19 protein-coding genes are annotated in these 17,350 nt (G+C 63.3%); 10 read left to right on the forward strand and 9 right to left on the reverse strand.

Translation table 11 applies throughout. From position 1 onward, the window contains the following. From cysT to E5W70_RS13915, 3 genes are all read left to right on the forward strand, one after another. A partial coding sequence (gene cysT, locus E5W70_RS13905; RefSeq protein WP_292658910.1) for a sulfate ABC transporter permease subunit CysT occupies positions 1–539 on the forward strand: 539 nt, incomplete at its 5' end. After that, entirely contained in the window at positions 532–1,416 is an 885-nt protein-coding gene (gene cysW, locus E5W70_RS13910; RefSeq protein ID WP_292658912.1) for a sulfate ABC transporter permease subunit CysW, read from the forward strand. The genes cysT and cysW, both read left to right, overlap by 8 nt. A 73-nt stretch (positions 1,417–1,489) precedes the next feature. Further along, entirely contained in the window at positions 1,490–2,530 is a 1,041-nt protein-coding gene (locus E5W70_RS13915) for a sulfate/molybdate ABC transporter ATP-binding protein (protein ID WP_292658914.1), read from the forward strand. 59 nt (positions 2,531–2,589) lie between these two features. Here the strand turns inward: E5W70_RS13915 and E5W70_RS13920 are convergent, their stop codons facing one another. Both E5W70_RS13920 and E5W70_RS13925 read right to left on the reverse strand, forming a co-directional pair. Continuing rightward, the gene (locus E5W70_RS13920; protein WP_292658916.1) at positions 2,590–3,066 is read right to left on the reverse strand and encodes a GNAT family N-acetyltransferase; all 477 of its coding nucleotides are present in this window, start codon (positions 3,064–3,066) and stop codon (positions 2,590–2,592) included. Then, positions 3,066–3,347: a DUF1778 domain-containing protein gene (locus tag E5W70_RS13925; RefSeq protein WP_292658919.1), complete on the reverse strand. Its 282-nt coding sequence runs from the start codon at positions 3,345–3,347 to the stop codon at positions 3,066–3,068. Before E5W70_RS13925 ends, E5W70_RS13920 begins: the two co-directional genes overlap by 1 nt. 264 nt (positions 3,348–3,611) lie before the next feature. Here E5W70_RS13925 and E5W70_RS13930 point away from each other — a divergent pair, with 264 nt between their 5' ends. Next, positions 3,612–4,598, forward strand: a complete 987-nt coding sequence (locus E5W70_RS13930; RefSeq protein WP_292658922.1) for a sulfate ABC transporter substrate-binding protein — start codon at positions 3,612–3,614, stop codon at positions 4,596–4,598. Positions 4,599–4,850: 252 nt separating this feature from the next. Beyond that, complete coding sequence (locus tag E5W70_RS13935; protein ID WP_006202816.1) at positions 4,851–5,300, forward strand: Rrf2 family transcriptional regulator; 450 nt, start codon at positions 4,851–4,853, stop codon at positions 5,298–5,300. A gap of 122 nt (positions 5,301–5,422) precedes the next feature. Here the strand turns inward: E5W70_RS13935 and E5W70_RS13940 are convergent, their stop codons facing one another. The 7 genes from E5W70_RS13940 to E5W70_RS13970 all read right to left on the reverse strand — a co-directional run bounded on the left by E5W70_RS13940 (position 5,423) and on the right by E5W70_RS13970 (position 13,410). Continuing rightward, on the reverse strand, positions 5,423–5,920 hold the full coding sequence (locus E5W70_RS13940; RefSeq protein WP_292658924.1) for a gluconokinase: 498 nt from the start codon (positions 5,918–5,920) through the stop codon (positions 5,423–5,425). Between the two features lie 53 nt (positions 5,921–5,973). Beyond that, the gene (locus E5W70_RS13945; RefSeq protein WP_292658927.1) at positions 5,974–6,960 is read right to left on the reverse strand and encodes an ABC transporter permease; all 987 of its coding nucleotides are present in this window, start codon (positions 6,958–6,960) and stop codon (positions 5,974–5,976) included. Further along, complete coding sequence (locus E5W70_RS13950; protein WP_292658929.1) at positions 6,957–7,937, reverse strand: ABC transporter permease; 981 nt, start codon at positions 7,935–7,937, stop codon at positions 6,957–6,959. Before E5W70_RS13950 ends, E5W70_RS13945 begins: the two co-directional genes overlap by 4 nt. Beyond that, a complete protein-coding gene (locus tag E5W70_RS13955; RefSeq protein WP_292658932.1) occupies positions 7,934–9,475 on the reverse strand; it encodes a sugar ABC transporter ATP-binding protein in 1,542 nt (513 codons plus the stop codon). Before E5W70_RS13955 ends, E5W70_RS13950 begins: the two co-directional genes overlap by 4 nt. Positions 9,476–9,555: 80 nt before the next feature. Continuing rightward, a complete protein-coding gene (locus E5W70_RS13960) occupies positions 9,556–10,680 on the reverse strand; it encodes a sugar ABC transporter substrate-binding protein (RefSeq protein ID WP_292658934.1) in 1,125 nt (374 codons plus the stop codon). Positions 10,681–10,975: 295 nt separating this feature from the next. Beyond that, a complete protein-coding gene (locus E5W70_RS13965) occupies positions 10,976–12,004 on the reverse strand; it encodes a LacI family DNA-binding transcriptional regulator (protein WP_292658937.1) in 1,029 nt (342 codons plus the stop codon). A 173-nt stretch (positions 12,005–12,177) separates the two neighbouring features. Further along, the gene (locus tag E5W70_RS13970; RefSeq protein ID WP_292658939.1) at positions 12,178–13,410 is read right to left on the reverse strand and encodes an MFS transporter; all 1,233 of its coding nucleotides are present in this window, start codon (positions 13,408–13,410) and stop codon (positions 12,178–12,180) included. A gap of 175 nt (positions 13,411–13,585) precedes the next feature. On the opposite strand from E5W70_RS13970, the gene E5W70_RS13975 reads away from it, so the two are divergent. The 5 genes from E5W70_RS13975 (at position 13,586) to E5W70_RS13995 (ending at position 17,327) form a co-directional block, all read left to right on the forward strand. Then, positions 13,586–13,873 (forward strand): DUF3175 domain-containing protein, encoded by a 288-nt coding sequence (locus tag E5W70_RS13975; RefSeq protein WP_023721237.1) that lies wholly within the window; start codon positions 13,586–13,588, stop codon positions 13,871–13,873. 118 nt (positions 13,874–13,991) lie between these two features. Further along, on the forward strand, positions 13,992–14,903 hold the full coding sequence (gene iolE, locus E5W70_RS13980) for a myo-inosose-2 dehydratase (RefSeq protein WP_292658945.1): 912 nt from the start codon (positions 13,992–13,994) through the stop codon (positions 14,901–14,903). Positions 14,904–15,104: 201 nt separating this feature from the next. Then, the gene (locus E5W70_RS13985; RefSeq protein ID WP_292658948.1) at positions 15,105–15,311 is read left to right on the forward strand and encodes a LacI family DNA-binding transcriptional regulator; all 207 of its coding nucleotides are present in this window, start codon (positions 15,105–15,107) and stop codon (positions 15,309–15,311) included. Between the two features lie 4 nt (positions 15,312–15,315). Further along, positions 15,316–16,782: a PLP-dependent aminotransferase family protein gene (locus E5W70_RS13990; protein WP_292658950.1), complete on the forward strand. Its 1,467-nt coding sequence runs from the start codon at positions 15,316–15,318 to the stop codon at positions 16,780–16,782. Between the two features lie 191 nt (positions 16,783–16,973). Then, a complete protein-coding gene (locus tag E5W70_RS13995) occupies positions 16,974–17,327 on the forward strand; it encodes a GFA family protein (protein WP_292658953.1) in 354 nt (117 codons plus the stop codon). Positions 17,328–17,350: the final 23 nt, after the last annotated feature.

Consider the following 17,350-nt stretch of genomic DNA (forward strand, 5'->3'; position numbering starts at 1 on the left):
ATGCCATGGTCGACCTGCCCTTCGCGCTGCCGACGGCGGTTGCCGGCATCGCGCTGACCACGCTTTACGCACCGAACGGCTGGATCGGAAGCCTGCTGACGCCGCTCGGCATCAAGGTCGCGTATACGCCGCTCGGCATCGTCATCGCGCTGGTCTTCATCGGCCTGCCTTTCGTCGTGCGCACCGTGCAGCCGATCATGGAGGAGATCGACAAGGAGGTAGAGGAAGTGGCCGCCACGCTCGGCGCCAATCGCTTCCAGATCATCAGCCGCGTTCTGCTACCCGGACTGGCGCCTGCTATCGTCACCGGTTTCGCGCTGGCCTTCGCACGCGGCGTCGGCGAGTACGGTTCCGTCATCTTCATCGCCGGCAACCTGCCCTTCAAATCCGAGATCGCGCCGCTTCTGATCGTCATCCGGCTGGAGGAATATAACTACGCCGCGGCGACCGCGATCGCGGCGATCATGCTGGCGCTGTCCTTCGTGATGCTGCTGGTCATCAACCTGGTGCAGACCTGGAGCCGCAAGCGCTATGGCTGACCCGGAGATCAAATCCTACGCGCCGCACCACGAGAGCCAGTCGCCGGCAGTGACCGAAAGCCGCACGGCGAGAACCGTGCTGATGATCGTGACCTTTGCCTTCCTCGGCATTTTCCTGCTCCTGCCGCTGATCATCGTCTTCAAGGAAGCTTTCGCCAAAGGTATCGAGGCCTACACACAGGCGCTGGGCGAACCGGACACGCGCTCGGCGATTCGCCTGACGCTTCTGGTCGCGGCGATCTCGGTGCCGCTCAACGTCGTCTTCGGTATTTCCGCCGCCTGGGCGATCGCCAAGTTCGAATTCAAGGGCAAGGCGTTCCTGACCACGTTGATCGACTTGCCCTTTTCCGTCTCGCCGGTCATTTCGGGGCTTGTCTACGTGCTCTTGTTCGGCGCGCAAGGCCTGCTCGGCGCCTGGCTCAAGGCGCATGGCATCGTCATCCTGTTTGCCGTGCCGGGCATCGTGCTGGCCACGATCTTCGTCACCTTCCCCTTCGTCGCCCGCGAATTGATCCCGCTGATGCAGGAACAAGGCAATGGCGACGAGGAGGCAGCCCTGTCGCTCGGAGCCAATGGCTGGCAGGCGTTCTGGTACGTGACGTTGCCCAACGTCAAATGGGGATTGCTCTACGGCGTGCTGCTGTGCAATGCCCGCGCGATGGGCGAGTTCGGCGCGGTCTCGGTCGTGTCGGGCCACATACGCGGGCTGACCAACACCATGCCACTGCATGTCGAAATCCTTTATAACGAGTACAATGCCGCCGCCGCCTTTGCTGTCGCTTCGCTGCTTGCCGGCCTGGCGCTCGTCACGCTGGTCTTGAAAACACTTCTCGAGATGCGCTACGGCGCCGAGATCGCCGCGACGCGCGGACACTGACAAAATGCATGTCGCCCAAAACTGGGAACCGGTTTTGGGATAACAACATGCATCAACTACAAAAGGGATTTGCATGGAAGTTCGCGTTGCCAACGTGCGCAAGGAGTTTGAGCGGTTTCCGGCCCTCCACGACGTTTCGCTCGACATCAAGTCGGGAGAACTGATCGCTCTGCTGGGACCTTCCGGTTCCGGCAAGACGACGCTGCTCAGGCTGATTGCCGGGTTGGAGCGGCCGACCCGCGGAAAGATCTTCTTCGGCGAAGAGGATGCCTCGCAAAAGTCGATCCAGGAGCGCAATGTCGGCTTCGTCTTCCAGCACTACGCGCTGTTTCGCCATATGACGGTCGCCGACAATATCGGCTTCGGACTCAAGGTCCGGCACGGACCGTCACGCCGGTCGGCGAAGGAAATCCGCCGCCGCGCCTCGGAACTCCTCAACCTCGTTCAGCTTTCCGGTCTGGAAAAACGCTATCCGGCACAGCTTTCGGGCGGCCAGCGACAGCGCGTGGCGCTGGCGCGCGCCATGGCGATCGAACCGGCCGTGCTTTTGCTCGATGAGCCGTTCGGCGCGCTCGATGCCCAGGTGCGCCGCGAACTGCGCCGTTGGCTGCGCGACATCCACGATGCCACCGGCCATACCACGGTCTTCGTCACCCATGACCAGGAAGAGGCGCTGGAGCTGGCCGACCGCGTCGTGGTGATGAGCCAGGGCCGCATCGAGCAGGTCGGCACCGCCGACGAAATCTACGACACGCCGAACTCGCCCTTCGTCTACGGCTTCATCGGCGAATCGAGCTCGCTTCCGGTCAAGGTCGAGGACGGCCAGGTCTGGATCGCCGACCGGCCGATCGGACTTTCCGCGCCGCACGCACCGCAAGGCGAAGCGACGCTGTTCTTTCGCCCGCACGACGTCGATCTGGTGGAAGAATGCAACGGCTGCATCGCCGGCACGGTCGCCGCCAGCCGCCGCGTCGCCGGGACCAGGCGGGTCGAGCTCGAAATCGGCGGCGAACGGCAGCGGGTCGAGATCGAATTGCCCGTCGATCATCCGGCGGCGCAGAAAAGTCGCGTGGCTTTTAGGCCGCGGCGCTGGAAGCTTTTTCCGGCTGCTTAGCTACAAGGCAATTGTGGATCCGAAATGCGGTCGCGCTTTCATGCAGAGCGACATCGCCTTCAACGCGCCTTTAGCGAAAGCACAAGGGTCATCGGATTCTTCGGGGAAGCCGAAAAGCCGTAGTGCTCATAGAAAGCTTTCGCTTCAGCCGATATGGCATGAACAAAAATGCCGCGAATCCCGAGGATCGTCGCGGCATGACCGGTGCGCAGAACGGCATCTTGCAACAGCGCTGCGCCTAGTCCCTTCCCTTGCCAGCTTGCGTCCACGGCGAGACGCCCGAGTACGACCATCGGAACAGGATCCGGCATGTTGCGGCGAATGCCGCCTGGAGCTTCCGCAAGATCAAGCCCACCCGAGGAGAGACAGTAATAGCCGACAACGCGCACGCCTTCCGTCACGACATACGTACGCGAGGCGCCGCTGACCTGGTTGATCCGCGCCCTGCGACGAAGCCATTGATCCAGGTTATCGGTCCCGCATTGGAAAAGTTCGAGATCGTGGTTGTCGGCAAGGGGCGTGGGCGCCGACAGCATTAGTCCTGCCAGGGCTTGGGCGCATTCATCAGGCGTGCAAAACCTTCACCGCTCGGTGGCGCATCAAGAATGCCGAGATAATGCTGGTAACTCTCGGGATCGACCTTGATCAGCGCTTGGTCGAGCAGCGTGTCTTCGGCCGCACGGTAGGCGGCATCGATCATAAACTCGGAACGGGTTTTCCCGCGCATTTTCGCGGCGCGATCAATCAGAACACGCACATCCTCTCGGATGCGGAGATTGACAGGCTTGGCATGGGTCTCTGATGTAGTCTTTGTCATAAGGGCTCCTCTCTCCGACCTGTAGCACGTTCGCATACACAATGTGTATCTATTTCGCGGCTGACCACAAAAGTGTGGAAACGACCGGCGGCGGCAGAACGCGTCGAAATGCGGCCGCTTGGAAGAAAATTCCAGTAACGGGCCGTTTCCGCAATACTTTTCTCACAGCCAGACCATAGATCCGACCGGCATGCCTCGTCGCGTCGAGCACTGCCCGACTATTCTTCGGCATTCGATGTACGGTGTTTCAGGGAGCCCTGTTTTATGAAGCGATTTTTGCTTGGCGTCGCCACGTTGGCCGGCCTGTTCCTCGCATCCTCCCAAGCCTGGTCGGCCGACAAATTGCTGAACGCCTCTTACGATGTCGGCCGCGAACTGTTTGCGCAGGTCAACAAGGCGTTCGTCGCCGGCCACCCTGGCGTCACCATCGATCAGTCGCATGCCGGGACGTCTGCGCAGGCACGCGCCATTGCCGAAGGCCTCGGCGCCGACGTGGTCACGTTCAACCAGGTCATCGACATCGACTTCCTGGTCAAGAAGGGTCTCATCTCCGCCGATTGGCAGAAGGACTTTCCGGACAACGCCTCGCCTTTCTATTCGCTGCCGTCCTTCCTGGTGCGCGCCGGCAATCCGAAGAACATCAAGGATTGGAACGATCTCGTGCGCGACGACGTCCAGGTGATCTTCCCCAATCCGAAAACATCGGGCAATGCGCGCTACACCTACCTCGCGGCCACCGCCTACGCCAAGGAAGCCTTCAAGGGCGACGATGCCAAGGTGAAGGAGTTTGTGACAAAGCTGTTTAACAACGTGCCGGTCTTCGACAGCGGCGGGCGCGCCGCAACCACCACCTTCGTGCAGCGCGAGATCGGCGACGTGCTGATCACCTTCGAGTCGGAAACGCGCGGCGTCCGCAAGGAGTATGGCGAGGACAAATTCGAGCAGGTGACGCCCTCGGTCAGCCTGTTAGCCGAGTTTCCGGTGGCGATCGTCGACACGGTCGCCGACGAGCACGGCACACGCGATCTCGCCAAGACCTACCTCGACTTCCTCTATACGCCGGAGGGCCAGGACATCGCCGCCCGCAACGGCCTGCGGGCCCGCGACCCGGCGGTCGCCCCCAAATACAAGGCTGAGTTTCCCGATGTCCGCCTGCTGACGGTGGAGGACGTCTTCGGCGGCTGGGCCAAGGTCCAGGCCGAGCATTTTGCAGCGGGCGGCCTGCTCGACCAGACTTACGGCAGCCGCTGACGTCACCAACCTCGCGAACTGATTGAAAGCCGGCGTTTGCCGGCTTTTCTTCATTTGCCCGCCGAAATTGCAGTTTCCGCACGTTCCGGACCGCCCGTCCGCCAAAACGTTACGAAGAATCAACGCGTTTGCGCGCAATATGTCGTCCGGCGGCCTGTCTGTACGAACGGCATCGTACGGCCAAACCGTCATTATTTGCACACAAACAGCCGCCAGATGCGGGTGGTTGGGGCTTTATGGGTTGACTCGGGCATGCTTACCAAAAAAGGCAAATACGGCCTCAAGGCCCTCGTGCATCTGTCAGGCCTGCCAGTCGGCCAGCTCGCATTCGTCAACGACATTGCGGTGGCCAACAATATCCCCAAGAAATTCCTGGATGCCATTCTGGGCGAGTTGCGCAACGCCGGCTTCGTCCAGAGCCGCAAGGGCAAGGAAGGCGGCTACCGCCTCGCCCGGCCAGCCTCCGAGATCAAGATCGGCCATGTCGTGCGTGTCCTCGACGGGCCGCTGGCGCCGATCCCTTGCGCCAGCCGCACGCAATACCAGCGCTGTGAGGATTGCGACGAGGCGACCTGCCAGGTCCGGCACATGATGCTGGAGGTCCGTCAGGCAATCGCCGAGGTGCTCGACAACCGCAGCCTCGCGGCCATGCGCGACGCCGACAATGACGATTTCCCGGTCGAACTGACGTCGCAAATCTAGAGCAATTCCAGGAAAAGTGTGAAACGGTTTTCCCGGGAAAAGCGTGTAGCGCTTTCCCTAGGGAATTGCGCAAAAACAAAGAGATAGAGCGGTTCGGCGTTTCCGTGAAACGGTGAACCACGCTAGCGCGCGAGCAGGCTCAAGGCGGTGGCGACGGTGTCGGCGACCGGACGCGTGCCATCCAGGGTTATCGCCGCCTCGTCCGCCGCTGGCGCCTCAAGCGTGGCGAACTGGCTGTCGACCAGGCTTGCCGGCATGAAATGACCCTTGCGATTGCCGACGCGCCGCATCGCCGTTGCCGGGTCGATCTCCAAATAGACGAAAACGATATCCGCGCAAAAGCCGCGCAGGCGATCGCGATAGCTGCGCTTCAGCGCCGAGCAGGCGGCGACTACACCTTGTCCGCTTGCGACCGATGCTGCCATGCGCTGGCCGATCGCGTCGAGCCAGCCCTCGCGCAGCGCGTCGGTAAGCGGCTGCCCGCTCGCCATGCGCGCGACGTTTTCGGGCGGATGCAGCCTGTCGCCTTCGATAAAGAGGGCGCCTAGTGCCGCTGCAAGCGCTTCGCCGACGACCGACTTGCCGCAGCCGGCAACGCCCATCACCACGATGGCAGGCATCGTTCGAACAGTGCTCGCCGGCTTATATGCCACGTCTTTCCCGGTCATGCAGGTCAGCGGCTTGCCGGCGCGCGGCCATAGAGCAGCAGCATGGCGACGATAACGACGCCGTAGATGATCTGCCGCCCCGCCTCCGGCATCTGCATGACAGAGAGAATGGATTGCAAGAGGGTGATCAGGATTACCCCGGCGACGGTGCCGAGATAGGAGCCGCGCCCGCCGAGGATCGAGGTGCCGCCGAGCACCACGGCGGCGATCGACGGCAGCAGATAGGCATCGCCCATCGATTGTGCCGCCTTGGAGGCATAGCCGGCCAACAGCACGCCGCCGAAGGCCGAGAGCCCGCCCGAAACCGCAAAGGCGATCATCACTACGCGCCTTGTATCGATGCCGGAAAGATACGCGGCACGCTCTCGGTTACCGATGCCGTAGACGGTGCGGCCGAAGCCGGTGCGGGTCAGCACGAACACCATTGCGGCGCCGATCAGCGCCCAGATGAGAACTGCGTTCGGCACGCCAGGAACGGCAAACCCCGTCGCCAGATAGCGCATCGCACCGGTCGCCGAATCCTGCGGCGAGAAACCGCCCGTGTAGACCACCATCAGCCCCTGCGCGACGGCGTTGGTGGCAAGCGTGATGATCATCGAGGGAATGCGCAGATAGGCGACGCCGATGCCGTTGACGATGCCGATCAAAACACCGCAGAAGATGCCGAACGGAATGGCAAGCGCCACGCCGACGGGACCGTATGCGGCCGCGGCACAGGCCATCATGGCGCCGGCCGCCACCGACCAGGGTACCGACAGGTCGATCTGGCCGAGCAGGATGACCAGCATCATGCCGGTGGCGATGACGCCGAGAAACGACGCCACCTTGAGCTGCTGCAGCAGGTATTCAGGCGACAGGAAGCTGCGCGAATAGAGGCTGCCGAGGAACAGCAGCAGCACGATACAGGCGAACGCCGTCAGCACCGCCGGATCGGCGCGGCGGAGGAATTTCGGCATGCGGCCGGCGAGACCACTCACAGTCGTTTCGCTCACAGGAACCACTCCAGCCGGTTGCGGACCCGAAACAGGGCGAAGGCGCCGAGGCTGACCGCGATCAGCAGGATGACGCCCTGGAACAGCGGCTGCCAGAGCGGATCGAAATCGAAGACGAACAGCAGGTCGCCGATGGTGCGGAAGGCAAGCGCGCCGAAGATCGCGCCGATGGCGCTGCCCTTGCCGCCGAACAGCGACACGCCGCCGAGCACGACCGCGGCGATCGAAAACAGCGTATAGGCGTTGCCGCTGGCATAGGCCGCATCGCCGGTATAGGTGAAGAACGTCAGGAACAGTCCGCCGATCGCGGCAAGCAGCCCGGCAAGCGCATAGGCGGCGAACTTTCCGCGCCGGATCGGCACGCCGGACATGTAGGCCGCCATCTCCGAGGAGCCGGCTGCATAAGCGGCGCGGCCGAGCACCGACCGGCTGAACGGCACCCAGACCACGAGCACGACCGCCAGCAGCGTCACCAGGCTCGCCGGCACAATACCAAACAGGCGCCCGGTCAGCGCATCGGCGAGCCCCTCATTGACCGAGCCGCCCGGAAACGGCCGCAGCAGCAGCGCGATACCGAAATAGACCGCGCCGGTGGCGATGGTGGCGACGATTGGCTGCAGGCGTCCATAGATGACGATGGCGCCGTTGATTGCCCCGCACAGCAGCCCGGTGCCGAGCACGGCGATGACGCCGAAGGCGGTCTCGATGCCGGTGCCGACGACCAGCCACGACGCCAGGCAGTTGGTCAGCGTGAAGATCATGCCGACCGAAAGATCGATGCCGGCGGTGATGACCACCAGCGTCTGCGCCATGGCGACGAAGGCGAGCAGCACGCCCTTGTTCGAGGCGGTCTGCACGACATTGGCGGTGAAACCCGCTGGATGATTCGAGGTGTAGATGACGAACATGACAATGAAGATGCCGAACGCCAGCAGCGTTCCGCGCTGTTCGGCAAGCCAGTAGCGCCAATCCTTCACGCGTCCGCTCCTTGCTTTGGCATCTCTTCGTGAATGTTGAGCGCGCTGGCGATCAGCGCCCGTTCGGTGATTTCGGCGCCGACCAGTTCACGCTTCAGCGCGCCGTCATAGAGCACCAGCACGCGGTCGCAGCAGCCGATCAGCTCGTCATAGTCGGTCGAATAGAACAGGATCGCCGCACCCTGGTCGGCAAGCTTGCGCATCAACTGGTACAGCTCCTGCTTGGTGCCGACATCGATGCCGCGCGTCGGATCGTTGAGCAGGATTATGCGCGGCTGCCGCATCAGCCATTTGGCGATGACGACTTTCTGCTGGTTGCCGCCGGACAGCGCGCCGACCGGAATGTCGAGCCCGGCGGTCTTGATGGCCAGGAGACCAACCATGTCGTCGATCAGCCGCTGCTCGGCGGCGCGATCGATGATGCCGGCCCTGGACAGCCGGTCGAGGGCGGCGAAGGAGAGGTTTTCGCGCACCGTCATCGGCAGCATCAACCCTTCCGTCTTACGATCCTCCGGGATCAACGCCATGCCGATCCGGTCGTCACGCGCCGCGGCCGGACTGGCGATCGCCACCGGTCTGCCGTCGATCAGGATCTGGCCCGACAGGCCGCGCAGCACGCCGAAGAAGGCGAGCAGCAATTCGCGCTGGCCCTGGCCATCGAGGCCGCCGAGGCCGACCACCTCGCCCGCCCCGACCGATAGCGAGACATCGTGCAGCCGATCCGTCCATGACAGGCTGCGCGCCTCCAGAACCGGCGTGGCTGCAGCAGCCGCCCGCGCGGGCTTGGGCGGAAAGATGTGGCTGTATTCGCGCCCGATCATCAGTTCGACGACCTCGTTGTCGCTCTTGGTGCCGGCAGCATAGCTGGCGACATTGCGGCCGTTGCGGAACACCGTGCACTGGTCTGCCAGCTCGGCGATCTCGTTCATGCGGTGCGAGATGTAGAGCAGCGCCAGCCCTTCCGAACGCAGCCGCTTCAACACGGCGAAAACCCTGGCGACGTCAGCCGCGGTCAGCGCCGAGGTCGCCTCGTCGAGGATCAGGATGCGTGGCTTGCGCGCCAGTGCCTTGGCGATCTCGACCATCTGCCTTCTCGAAAGTGGAAGATCCTTGACCAGCGCCAGCGGATGGATATCGGAGGCGCCGGCGCGAGCAAGGGCCTCTTCGGCGATGCGGCGCTGCGCCTTTCGGTCGATCATGCCGAAGCGTTTCGGCGGATCGGAAATGACGATGTTGTCGGCAACGCTGAGTTCCGGGACCAGCGACAGCTCCTGGAAGATGCAGACGATGCCGGCCTGGTTGGCAGCGGCCGGCGAAGCGAAGCTCACTTCGTTTCCGTCCAACATCATGCGGCCCTCGTCGGACGCGACGACCCCCGCCATGACCTTGATCAGCGTCGATTTGCCGGCGCCGTTCTCGCCGAGAATGGCGTGGATGCTGCCTGGAGTGACCGACAGCTCGGCCTTCTCCAGCGCCCGCACGCCGCCATAGCGCTTGGATATGCCTTCCATGCGGAAGAGCGGAACCGCACCGTCCATCGGCCCTCCCCAGGCGCTTGGCAATCAGGATGTCGAGCGCCGACGCCGCGGAATTTCCCGCGGCGTCGGGCTGTTGCAGTTTACTGGTTTTCCTTGCTCTGGCCCATGATTTCCTGCGCCGTGAAATTGATGCCGCAGGTCGGGAAGGAATTGCCGACGAAGAAATTGTCGGACTGGTCGGGGAAGAAATCCTGGCCTGCCTTGAAGTTCGGATCCTCGACGATCGCCAGCGGCAGCTTGACCGCCTGCGGCACGACCTGGCCTTCAAGTGCTGCAATCGCCGTCTTGATGGCAACCGCGACCTGAGCCGGGCCGGTGCCGGCCGACGAGCATTTCAGGCCGTCAGCGGCGAACTTGGCGCAGAATTTGCGGAAGCCATTCTCCGTCTCGCCGCCGAACGGCACGAACGGATGCTTGGCATCGATCATCGCCTGCACGATGCCGGTATCGCCGCCCTGTCCGGTAATGCCGTCGAAGGGGCCGTTGGTGGCAATGGCATCGGCCGTAGCCTTTTGCGCAACGCCGTCATCCCACTTGCCGACGACCTCGGTGACATCCCATTTCTTGCCGGAAGCGTCGAGAACCTCGTGGATGCCGTTGTGGCGGTCGGTGTCGACGGACGTGCCGGCGACGCCGCGCACTTCCAGCACCTTGCCGCCGTTCGGCACGTGCTTGACCAGCCAGTTGCCCCACAATTCGCCAAGGCCTTTCTGGTCGACATTGACGTTGATGGCATCCTTGGTGTCGAGGATGTTGTCGAAAGCGACCAGCACCACGCCGGCTTCCTTGGCCCGCTTGATGACAGGGCCGAATGCAGTCGGGTTCTGGGCATTGACGACGATCGCGTCATAGCCGGAATCGATGAAATTGTTGATTGCCGAAATCTGCGCCGGCACGTCTTCGCCGGTCGAGACCACCTTGAATTCCTTGAGCTTGGCCGCGACATCCGGCTGCGCTGCATAGGCCTTCGCCGTCTGCACCATCTGGATGCGCCACGTGTTGGCGATGTAGCCGTTGGCCAGAGCGATGCGGTACGGGCCGTCTTTCTTGGGGAACTTGAAGAACTGCGTATCGGCCGACCAGGGCGCGAAGCAGTCAGGCTCGGCCGATGGCCCCTTGACGATTTCAGGATCGGCGATCGCCGACGAGCTCAGCATGACAAAAGCAGTGGCGGCAACGATACCGCCAACGAGTGACTTGATCATCGATATTCCTCCCAGTTGCAGTTTTGTTTGTTCTTACGCCGATGAATTTGCGCATTACCGGCCCGGCACCTCCCGCCGTACCCGCTGCGCGTTCAGGTGGCCGAATGCCGACCCGATCCCCTCCTTTGTTGCCCGGCTAGTCCCGCAAAAACTATCATATTATACATAATAAACAAGCGTGAGCTGTCGCTTATGTATAATAAACAGCCTCCCATCTTCGGGGCGAAGTACCGCCCGGCGGCAAGTGGTAGCGCTACCATGACGTTGTGTAAAGCACCATTGCGTTGAGCACGCTTCAGCGCGCCGTGCTCTCACGTCGCTTGAGTTCGAAGCCGAGATCGACGACGCGCGACTCCGGCCTGTTACCTTCGATCGCCGCAAGCGCCATGGCGACCGCCCGCCGGCCGATCTCGTAACGGTAGGTCCGAACGCTGGTGACCGACGGAAAGGCCACCTCCATCATGTCCAGATCATTGAAGCCGACGATGCCGATCGTCTTCGGCACGGCGATCGAAGCGCGATGGCATTCGAACAGCACGCCGAGGGCGATATCGTCATTGTTACAGAACACCGCGTCGAGGCTCGGCAACTTGGCCAGCGCGTCGCGGAACAATTCGCGGCCGAGGGTGACGCTGGAGGGCACCGGCGTCGTGGTGGTGAGCCGCGCGTCGAACAGGCCGGCCGCCTCCATCGCCGCGCGATAGCCGGCAAGCCGCCGCTGCGAACGCGGATCCATGCGCGCGCCGATGAAGCCGATCCGGCGATAGCCTGCCTCGATCAGATGTTCCGCAGCCGCCTTGCCGCCCTCGAAATGTGAGAAACCGACCATCATATCGACCGGATCGGGCCCGGTCTCCATCACCTGCACCACCGGACAGCCTGCCGTTTCCAGCAGTTTTCGCGACGCCGGCGTCTGGTCGATGCCGGCCACGATCAGCGCCGCCGGGCGTTGCGGCCCAAACACCTGCAGCAGCCGCTCTTCCTCGAGGCCGGAATAGTGAGTGTTGCCGAGCTGGATGCGGAACGGGCCGTCCGACAGGCTGTCGTAGATGCCGCGCACCACTTCGGCAAAGACGTTGTTGGTAAGCGACGGCACCAGGACGCCAAACACCTCGGCGCGCGCCGAAGCCAGCGCCCGCGCATTTGGGTCGGGCACATAGCCGAGCTCATTCACCGCGGACTCGATCTGGCGGCGCAGATCTTCCGAGACACGCCCCGGGTCGCGCAAGGCGCGCGAGACGGTAATGGCGCCGACGCCGGCCTTGCGCGCGACATCGGCGATGGTCGGGCGGCCGCCGCCGCGGCGTGAGCGCGGCTTGATCACCGTACTGGTCCCGACACCGGGCAACCGCCCAGACGCGACCGTGAAACGATGTTCAGCGTTTTTGCCACTGCTGCCATGCCAACCTGGCCCGTTGCCACACCTTGTCTGGCGTCGCGCAGCCTTCGGCTATTGTCAAGCGACGGCCGGAGAGACTGTACCCGTACCGCCGTGCCTCAGGCCGTCACGGCAGCGCTGCGCCGGGCCTTCCACAGCAGCAGCACCATGGCCGAAATGTTCAGCAGGTTCCAGGCAATGCCGTTGACGAACGCGGCGGCATAGGAGCCGGTCAAATCGTAGATCCAGCCCGACATCCAGCCGCCGATCGCCATGCCGAAGATGGTCGCCATCATGACGATGCCGACGCGCTGGCCAGCCTCCTTGGCCGGCATATATTCGCGCACGATGATCGCATAACAGGGGACGATGCCGCCTTGCGACAGGCCGAAGACCAGCGAGACGACATAGAGCGAGGCAAGCCCGTCGAACGGGATATAGAACAACAGCGACAGGCATTGCAGCACCGAGCCGATCAGCAGGGTTTTCACGCCGCCGATGCGATCGGCAAGGAAACCCGAGCCAAGCCGGCTGACGACGCCCGCCGCCAGCATGATCGACAGCATATCGGCGCCATGCGCCACGCCATAGCCGAGATCCATGCAATAGGCGACGATATGGACTTGCGGCATCGACATCGCCACGCAGCAGCCGAGCCCGGCGACGATGAGCAGCGCCTGCAAGGCCGCCGGCGACAGTGAGATCGGCTGGACCACGCGGCTGCCTGGCGATCCCGGAGCCGCCTGGGGCGGTGCGCCGCGCCGGAGCAGCAGGATCAAGGGCACCATGGTGACCAGGCAGACGACGCCGATTGCGGCATAGGTGAAGCGCCAGCCTTGCGTCTGCATGACATAGGGCATCGCCGTCGGCCAGATCGCTCCGGCGAGATAGTTGCCGGACGCGGCAGCCGTTACCGCGACGCCGCGGCGCCGGTTGAACCAGTGCGAGATGTCGGCGATTAAAGGGCCGAAGATTGCCGACGAGCCGACGCCGATCAACAGGCCCTGGACGAGGGTGAACTGCAGGATCGAACTGGTCAGCGACGCCAGCAGGAAACCGGCGCCAAGCGCGATCGCGGCAATCAGCGCCGGGATCCAATACCCCATGCGGTCAATGGCGCGGCCGAACAGCACATTGCCGGCGGCAAAGCCGACCATGGTCGCGGTGTAGGGCATCGAGGCCGCGGCGCGATCGACGCCGAATTCTGCCTGTACGGCGGGCAGCACCACGACCACAGCCCACATGCCGACCCCGCCGATCGTTGCCAGCAGCATCGAGATGCCCAGCCGTATCCAGGCATAGGCACTGTCGATGCCGGAACTTCCTGCCTGGCTTGAGACGATTGGGGTCAAGAGCGTTTCCTGTCCGCAGTTCTTGAATCGGCGGTTCTGACCACTATCGGCGCATTCGTATCGCCGAGCAGCGCCACGACGGGCAAATCCGTGGTTCCAGGGATTCGGGCCGAGGTGGAACAGCGGTGCGCCATAAGGCGTTTTCCCGGCAACGACCTAGTGGAAGGAGTTTGCCATGACCGCGCAACGGAAATGGTCCGCCGACGTCACCGAGCATAGCGACGCGCTGGACCTCGAGGAACACATCTTCGAATCCCACGATCCAAGGAAAATCGCCGCCTCGTTGAAGCGATCGGCCGAGCACAGCGATCGACGCAAGGCAGGGCCGTTTCAATCCGCCATGTCGATGCTGAATTTCTATATCAACCGCGCCGGCAAGAACCTGCCGGCGGCGCAAAAGAAAGTGCTGGAGGACGCAAAGGACGAACTGCGCGTCCTTTTTGGCCGCCCAAAGGAAGACTAGAATCGGTCACCATTAATTGGTTCTGCCAAATTCGGCTGAACTGGACCTAGTGACGGGTCCTCTTTACCGCCAGTTTGCAGGCTCGGCTTGTATTCCCAAGCCTGCAAAGCCTGGCGCCATGACGGTCAAGATCGGCATCAATCCCATCACCTGGAGCAATGACGACGTTCCGGCGCTTGGCGGCGATACGCCTCTGGAGACCTGCCTGGCGGAAACCGCGCAGGCCGGCTACCGCGGCACCGAACTCGGCGGCAAATTTCCGCGCCAGGCTGAAGTGCTTGGCCCGATCCTGTCCTCCTATGGCCTGGAACTGGTCTCCGGCTGGTATGATGGCCGCATTCTCGACCGCACGGTCGACGAGGAATTCGCGGCGATCACCCCACATCTGCAGCTGTTGCGCGACCTTGGCGCCAAGATCGTCGTCTACGCCGACACCTCGCGCGGTCGCCATGACGGCATTTTTGCACCGATCTCCGAGCGTCCGCGCCTCGCCGACAGGGACTGGCCGTCCTACGGCGAGAAACTGACCGCCCTCGCCGACCGCATGGCCGCATTCGGGGTCGGCATGGCCTTTCACCACCACATGGGCACCATCGTCGAGACGGACGATGAAGTCGACAGGCTGATGACGGCGACGGGCCGAAGCGTCGGCCTGTTGTTCGATACCGGCCACTGCCTGTTTTCGGGCGGCGACCCGCAATCGCTGTTGCAACGGCATCTCGACCGCATCGTGCATTTCCACTGCAAGGACGTTCGCAGGGCGGTGCTGGAAAGGGCACGCCGCGAGGACATGAGCTTCATGGCGGCGGTAATGGACGGCATTTTTACCGTGCCCGGCGACGGCTCGGTCGATTTCCTGTCATTGCTGAAACCCCTCGCCGCGCGCGGCTATGAAGGTTGGATCGTTGTCGAAGCCGAGCAGGATCCGGCCAAGGCACATCCGCTGACCTATGCCAGCAAGGGCTATTTCTCGCTGCTCGCCACCGCCCGCGAGGCCGGCTTCGAAGTGGCGACGCGGCAGGCAAACTGACCGGCCCGCATTTGCGAACCGGGGGAACACAATGGGCGCGCGCCTCGATGGGGTTAGCGACGCGAAAGCGCCCGGCGATCCGCGCCGCCGTGCTCCCTGCGCGGCGCGGATCGCAGAATCCCTGCTCTGAATTTCAAACCCCGACTTTCATGCTTGAGGCCGGCCGGAAGCCGTGCCTTGATGTAACCGAGGAGGAGCGACATGGCTTTCGAAGCTGCGCTTGGCATGGAACGGCTTTGCACCATCCGGGAGATCGCCGAGAAGGCGGAACTTGGCGCCGCCACCGTGCATCGCGCACTGAAGAACAGCCGCGAGGTCCGCCCGGAAACCAGGCGACTGGTGCTAGATACCGTCTGCCGGCTCAACGAGGAAAAGATCGCCCGCGCCGCCAGGTTCGTCGGGGGATAGTGCCTTGGCCGACCACATGCGCCTTTCCCTCGACATCATGTCGGTCGACCGCGCTTCGGAAGAACCGATGCATCGTCAGATCTACGGCGACTTGCGACGCTTCATCCTTGACGGCCAGATCCCGCAGAACACGCTGCTGCCGTCGACGCGCTCGCTGGCCGAAGATCTGAAGGTCGGGCGCAACACGGTCATCGCCGCCTATGACCAGCTCCTTGCCGAAGGTTTTATCGAGGCGCGGGCCGGATCGGGCACCTGGGTGGCGCCGATCCAGCAGAACCGGCCCTTGGCGTCGCTGCGCGCCGGACTGGCAGCGCCGCAAAAACTGTCGCGGCGCGGCCAGACCATCGTCAACGGCCCGCAACCGCCGCGCAATGCCGGCGTCATCAATTTCCATCCCGGCGTGCCTGAAACGGCATCGTTTCCGTTCACCATCTGGTCAAGCCTTCTGGTGCGCAATGCACGCAGCCGCGACGAGAGCCTGCTTGGCTATCTCTCCTTTGCCGGCCACCCCGGCCTGCGTCAGGCCATTGCCTCGACCATCGGCCTGTCGCGCGGCATCAGCTGCACCGCCGACCAGGTGATCATCGTCACCGGTGCGCAAGCAGCGCTCGATCTCGTCTCGCGCGTGCTGATGGACGAAGGCGACCATGTCTGGATGGAAGAGCCCGGCTATCTCGGCGCCAAGAGCGCCTTTCTCGCCAGCGGCGCCAGATTAGCACCGTTGAAGGTCGACAGGCGCGGCTGGCATCTTGCCGATCCGGAGCTGCCGCCGCCGCGGCTGATCTATGTGACGCCATCCTGCCAATGGCCGTTCGGCACCATCATGCGCATCGAGGAGCGGTTGCAGCTGCTCGACATCGCCGAACGCAACGGCGCCTGGATCGTCGAGGATGACTATGACGGCGAATACCGGTTTCGCGGCCGGCCGGTGCCGGCGCTACGCGGGCTCGATCATGCCGATCGCGTTGTCTATATCGGCAGCTTCGGCAAGACGCTGATCCCGGCGCTGCGCATCGGCTATCTGATCGTGCCACGTGAATTGTCGGTACCGTTCGACCGGGCGGTGAGCATCACCGGCCAGTTCGCGCCGCTGATCCTGCAGGCAACGGTCAACGATTTCATCACGCAGGGCTATTTCGCCACGCACCTCAAGCGCATGCGCCGGCTCTATGCGCGCCGGCAGGCGAACTTCGTCAAGCTGTGCCAGGAGCATCTGGCGGAATGGCTGACCGTGACGGAAAACGATTCCGGCATGCAGCTGTTGGCGAGCTTCGTCAGACCCTATAAGGACAGCGACGTGGTTGCCGCCGCTCTCAAGGAGGGGCTCGACGTCCAGGGCATCTCGATCAACTACCATTCCACAGAACCCGAGCACGGCCTGCTGCTCGGCTATGCGGCGATGGACGAACGCCAGATCCTGCGCGCCGTGCTGGCGCTGCGCGCCGCGTTCCTAAGGTTGGACAGAAGCTAGGGCAAGCGCGTCATCTCGTTCACCGCGGTTGCAACATTCGCCCGAGGCGATTAGAAATACGGCATCGGTCCTGGTCCTTCGCCGCGTTCGCGCAAGGAGCCACTCACAAGGCCGAATCTCCCCGAAAACCAGAAGCATGCTAACCGCCGAAATTGGCGGAGCAACGCATTCGTCTGACCGTGAGGACTGCCATGAGAACCGCATCCTGTGCCTGCGGGCAACTGAGGATCTTCTGTAACGGAGAGCCGCAACTTGTCGCACAGTGCCACTGCCTCGACTGCCAGAAACGGACCGGCAGCACATACGGCGTCGCCGCCTTCTTCGCGCGCGACAAGGTAGAAGCCGAAGGCGACGCCAGTACCTACAGGCGGTCGGCTCGGAGCGGCCATCACGTCACTTTCCATTTCTGCCCGGGCTGCGGCTCAAGCGTCTTCTGGGAGCCCGAGCGAAAGCCTGAATGGATCGCCGTCGCGGTCGGCTGCTTCGCCGATCCCGCGTTTCCGGCCCCAGCGCATGTTGGGTGGGAAGAACGGCGTCATCCCTAGGTTTCCGGTTAGCGACGCCAACC

The sequence above is a fragment of the Mesorhizobium sp. genome, assembly GCF_005063415.1.
Lineage (GTDB): Bacteria > Pseudomonadota > Alphaproteobacteria > Rhizobiales > Rhizobiaceae > Mesorhizobium.

Coding starts and splice junctions, on each gene's coding strand:
- E5W70_RS13995 (WP_292658953.1), top strand. CDS start 16,974: ATGAGAACCGCATCCTGTGCCTGCGGGCAACTGAGGATCTTCTGTAAC.
- E5W70_RS13920 (WP_292658916.1), bottom strand. CDS start 3,066: ATGCTGTCGGCGCCCACGCCCCTTGCCGACAACCACGATCTCGAACTT.
- E5W70_RS13975 (WP_023721237.1), top strand. CDS start 13,586: ATGACCGCGCAACGGAAATGGTCCGCCGACGTCACCGAGCATAGCGAC.
- cysW (WP_292658912.1), top strand. CDS start 532: ATGGCTGACCCGGAGATCAAATCCTACGCGCCGCACCACGAGAGCCAG.
- E5W70_RS13935 (WP_006202816.1), top strand. CDS start 4,851: ATGCTTACCAAAAAAGGCAAATACGGCCTCAAGGCCCTCGTGCATCTG.
- E5W70_RS13955 (WP_292658932.1), bottom strand. CDS start 9,475: ATGGACGGTGCGGTTCCGCTCTTCCGCATGGAAGGCATATCCAAGCGC.
- E5W70_RS13985 (WP_292658948.1), top strand. CDS start 15,105: ATGGCTTTCGAAGCTGCGCTTGGCATGGAACGGCTTTGCACCATCCGG.
- E5W70_RS13940 (WP_292658924.1), bottom strand. CDS start 5,920: ATGCCTGCCATCGTGGTGATGGGCGTTGCCGGCTGCGGCAAGTCGGTC.
- E5W70_RS13915 (WP_292658914.1), top strand. CDS start 1,490: ATGGAAGTTCGCGTTGCCAACGTGCGCAAGGAGTTTGAGCGGTTTCCG.
- E5W70_RS13930 (WP_292658922.1), top strand. CDS start 3,612: ATGAAGCGATTTTTGCTTGGCGTCGCCACGTTGGCCGGCCTGTTCCTC.
- E5W70_RS13960 (WP_292658934.1), bottom strand. CDS start 10,680: ATGATCAAGTCACTCGTTGGCGGTATCGTTGCCGCCACTGCTTTTGTC.
- E5W70_RS13925 (WP_292658919.1), bottom strand. CDS start 3,347: ATGACAAAGACTACATCAGAGACCCATGCCAAGCCTGTCAATCTCCGC.
- iolE (WP_292658945.1), top strand. CDS start 13,992: ATGACGGTCAAGATCGGCATCAATCCCATCACCTGGAGCAATGACGAC.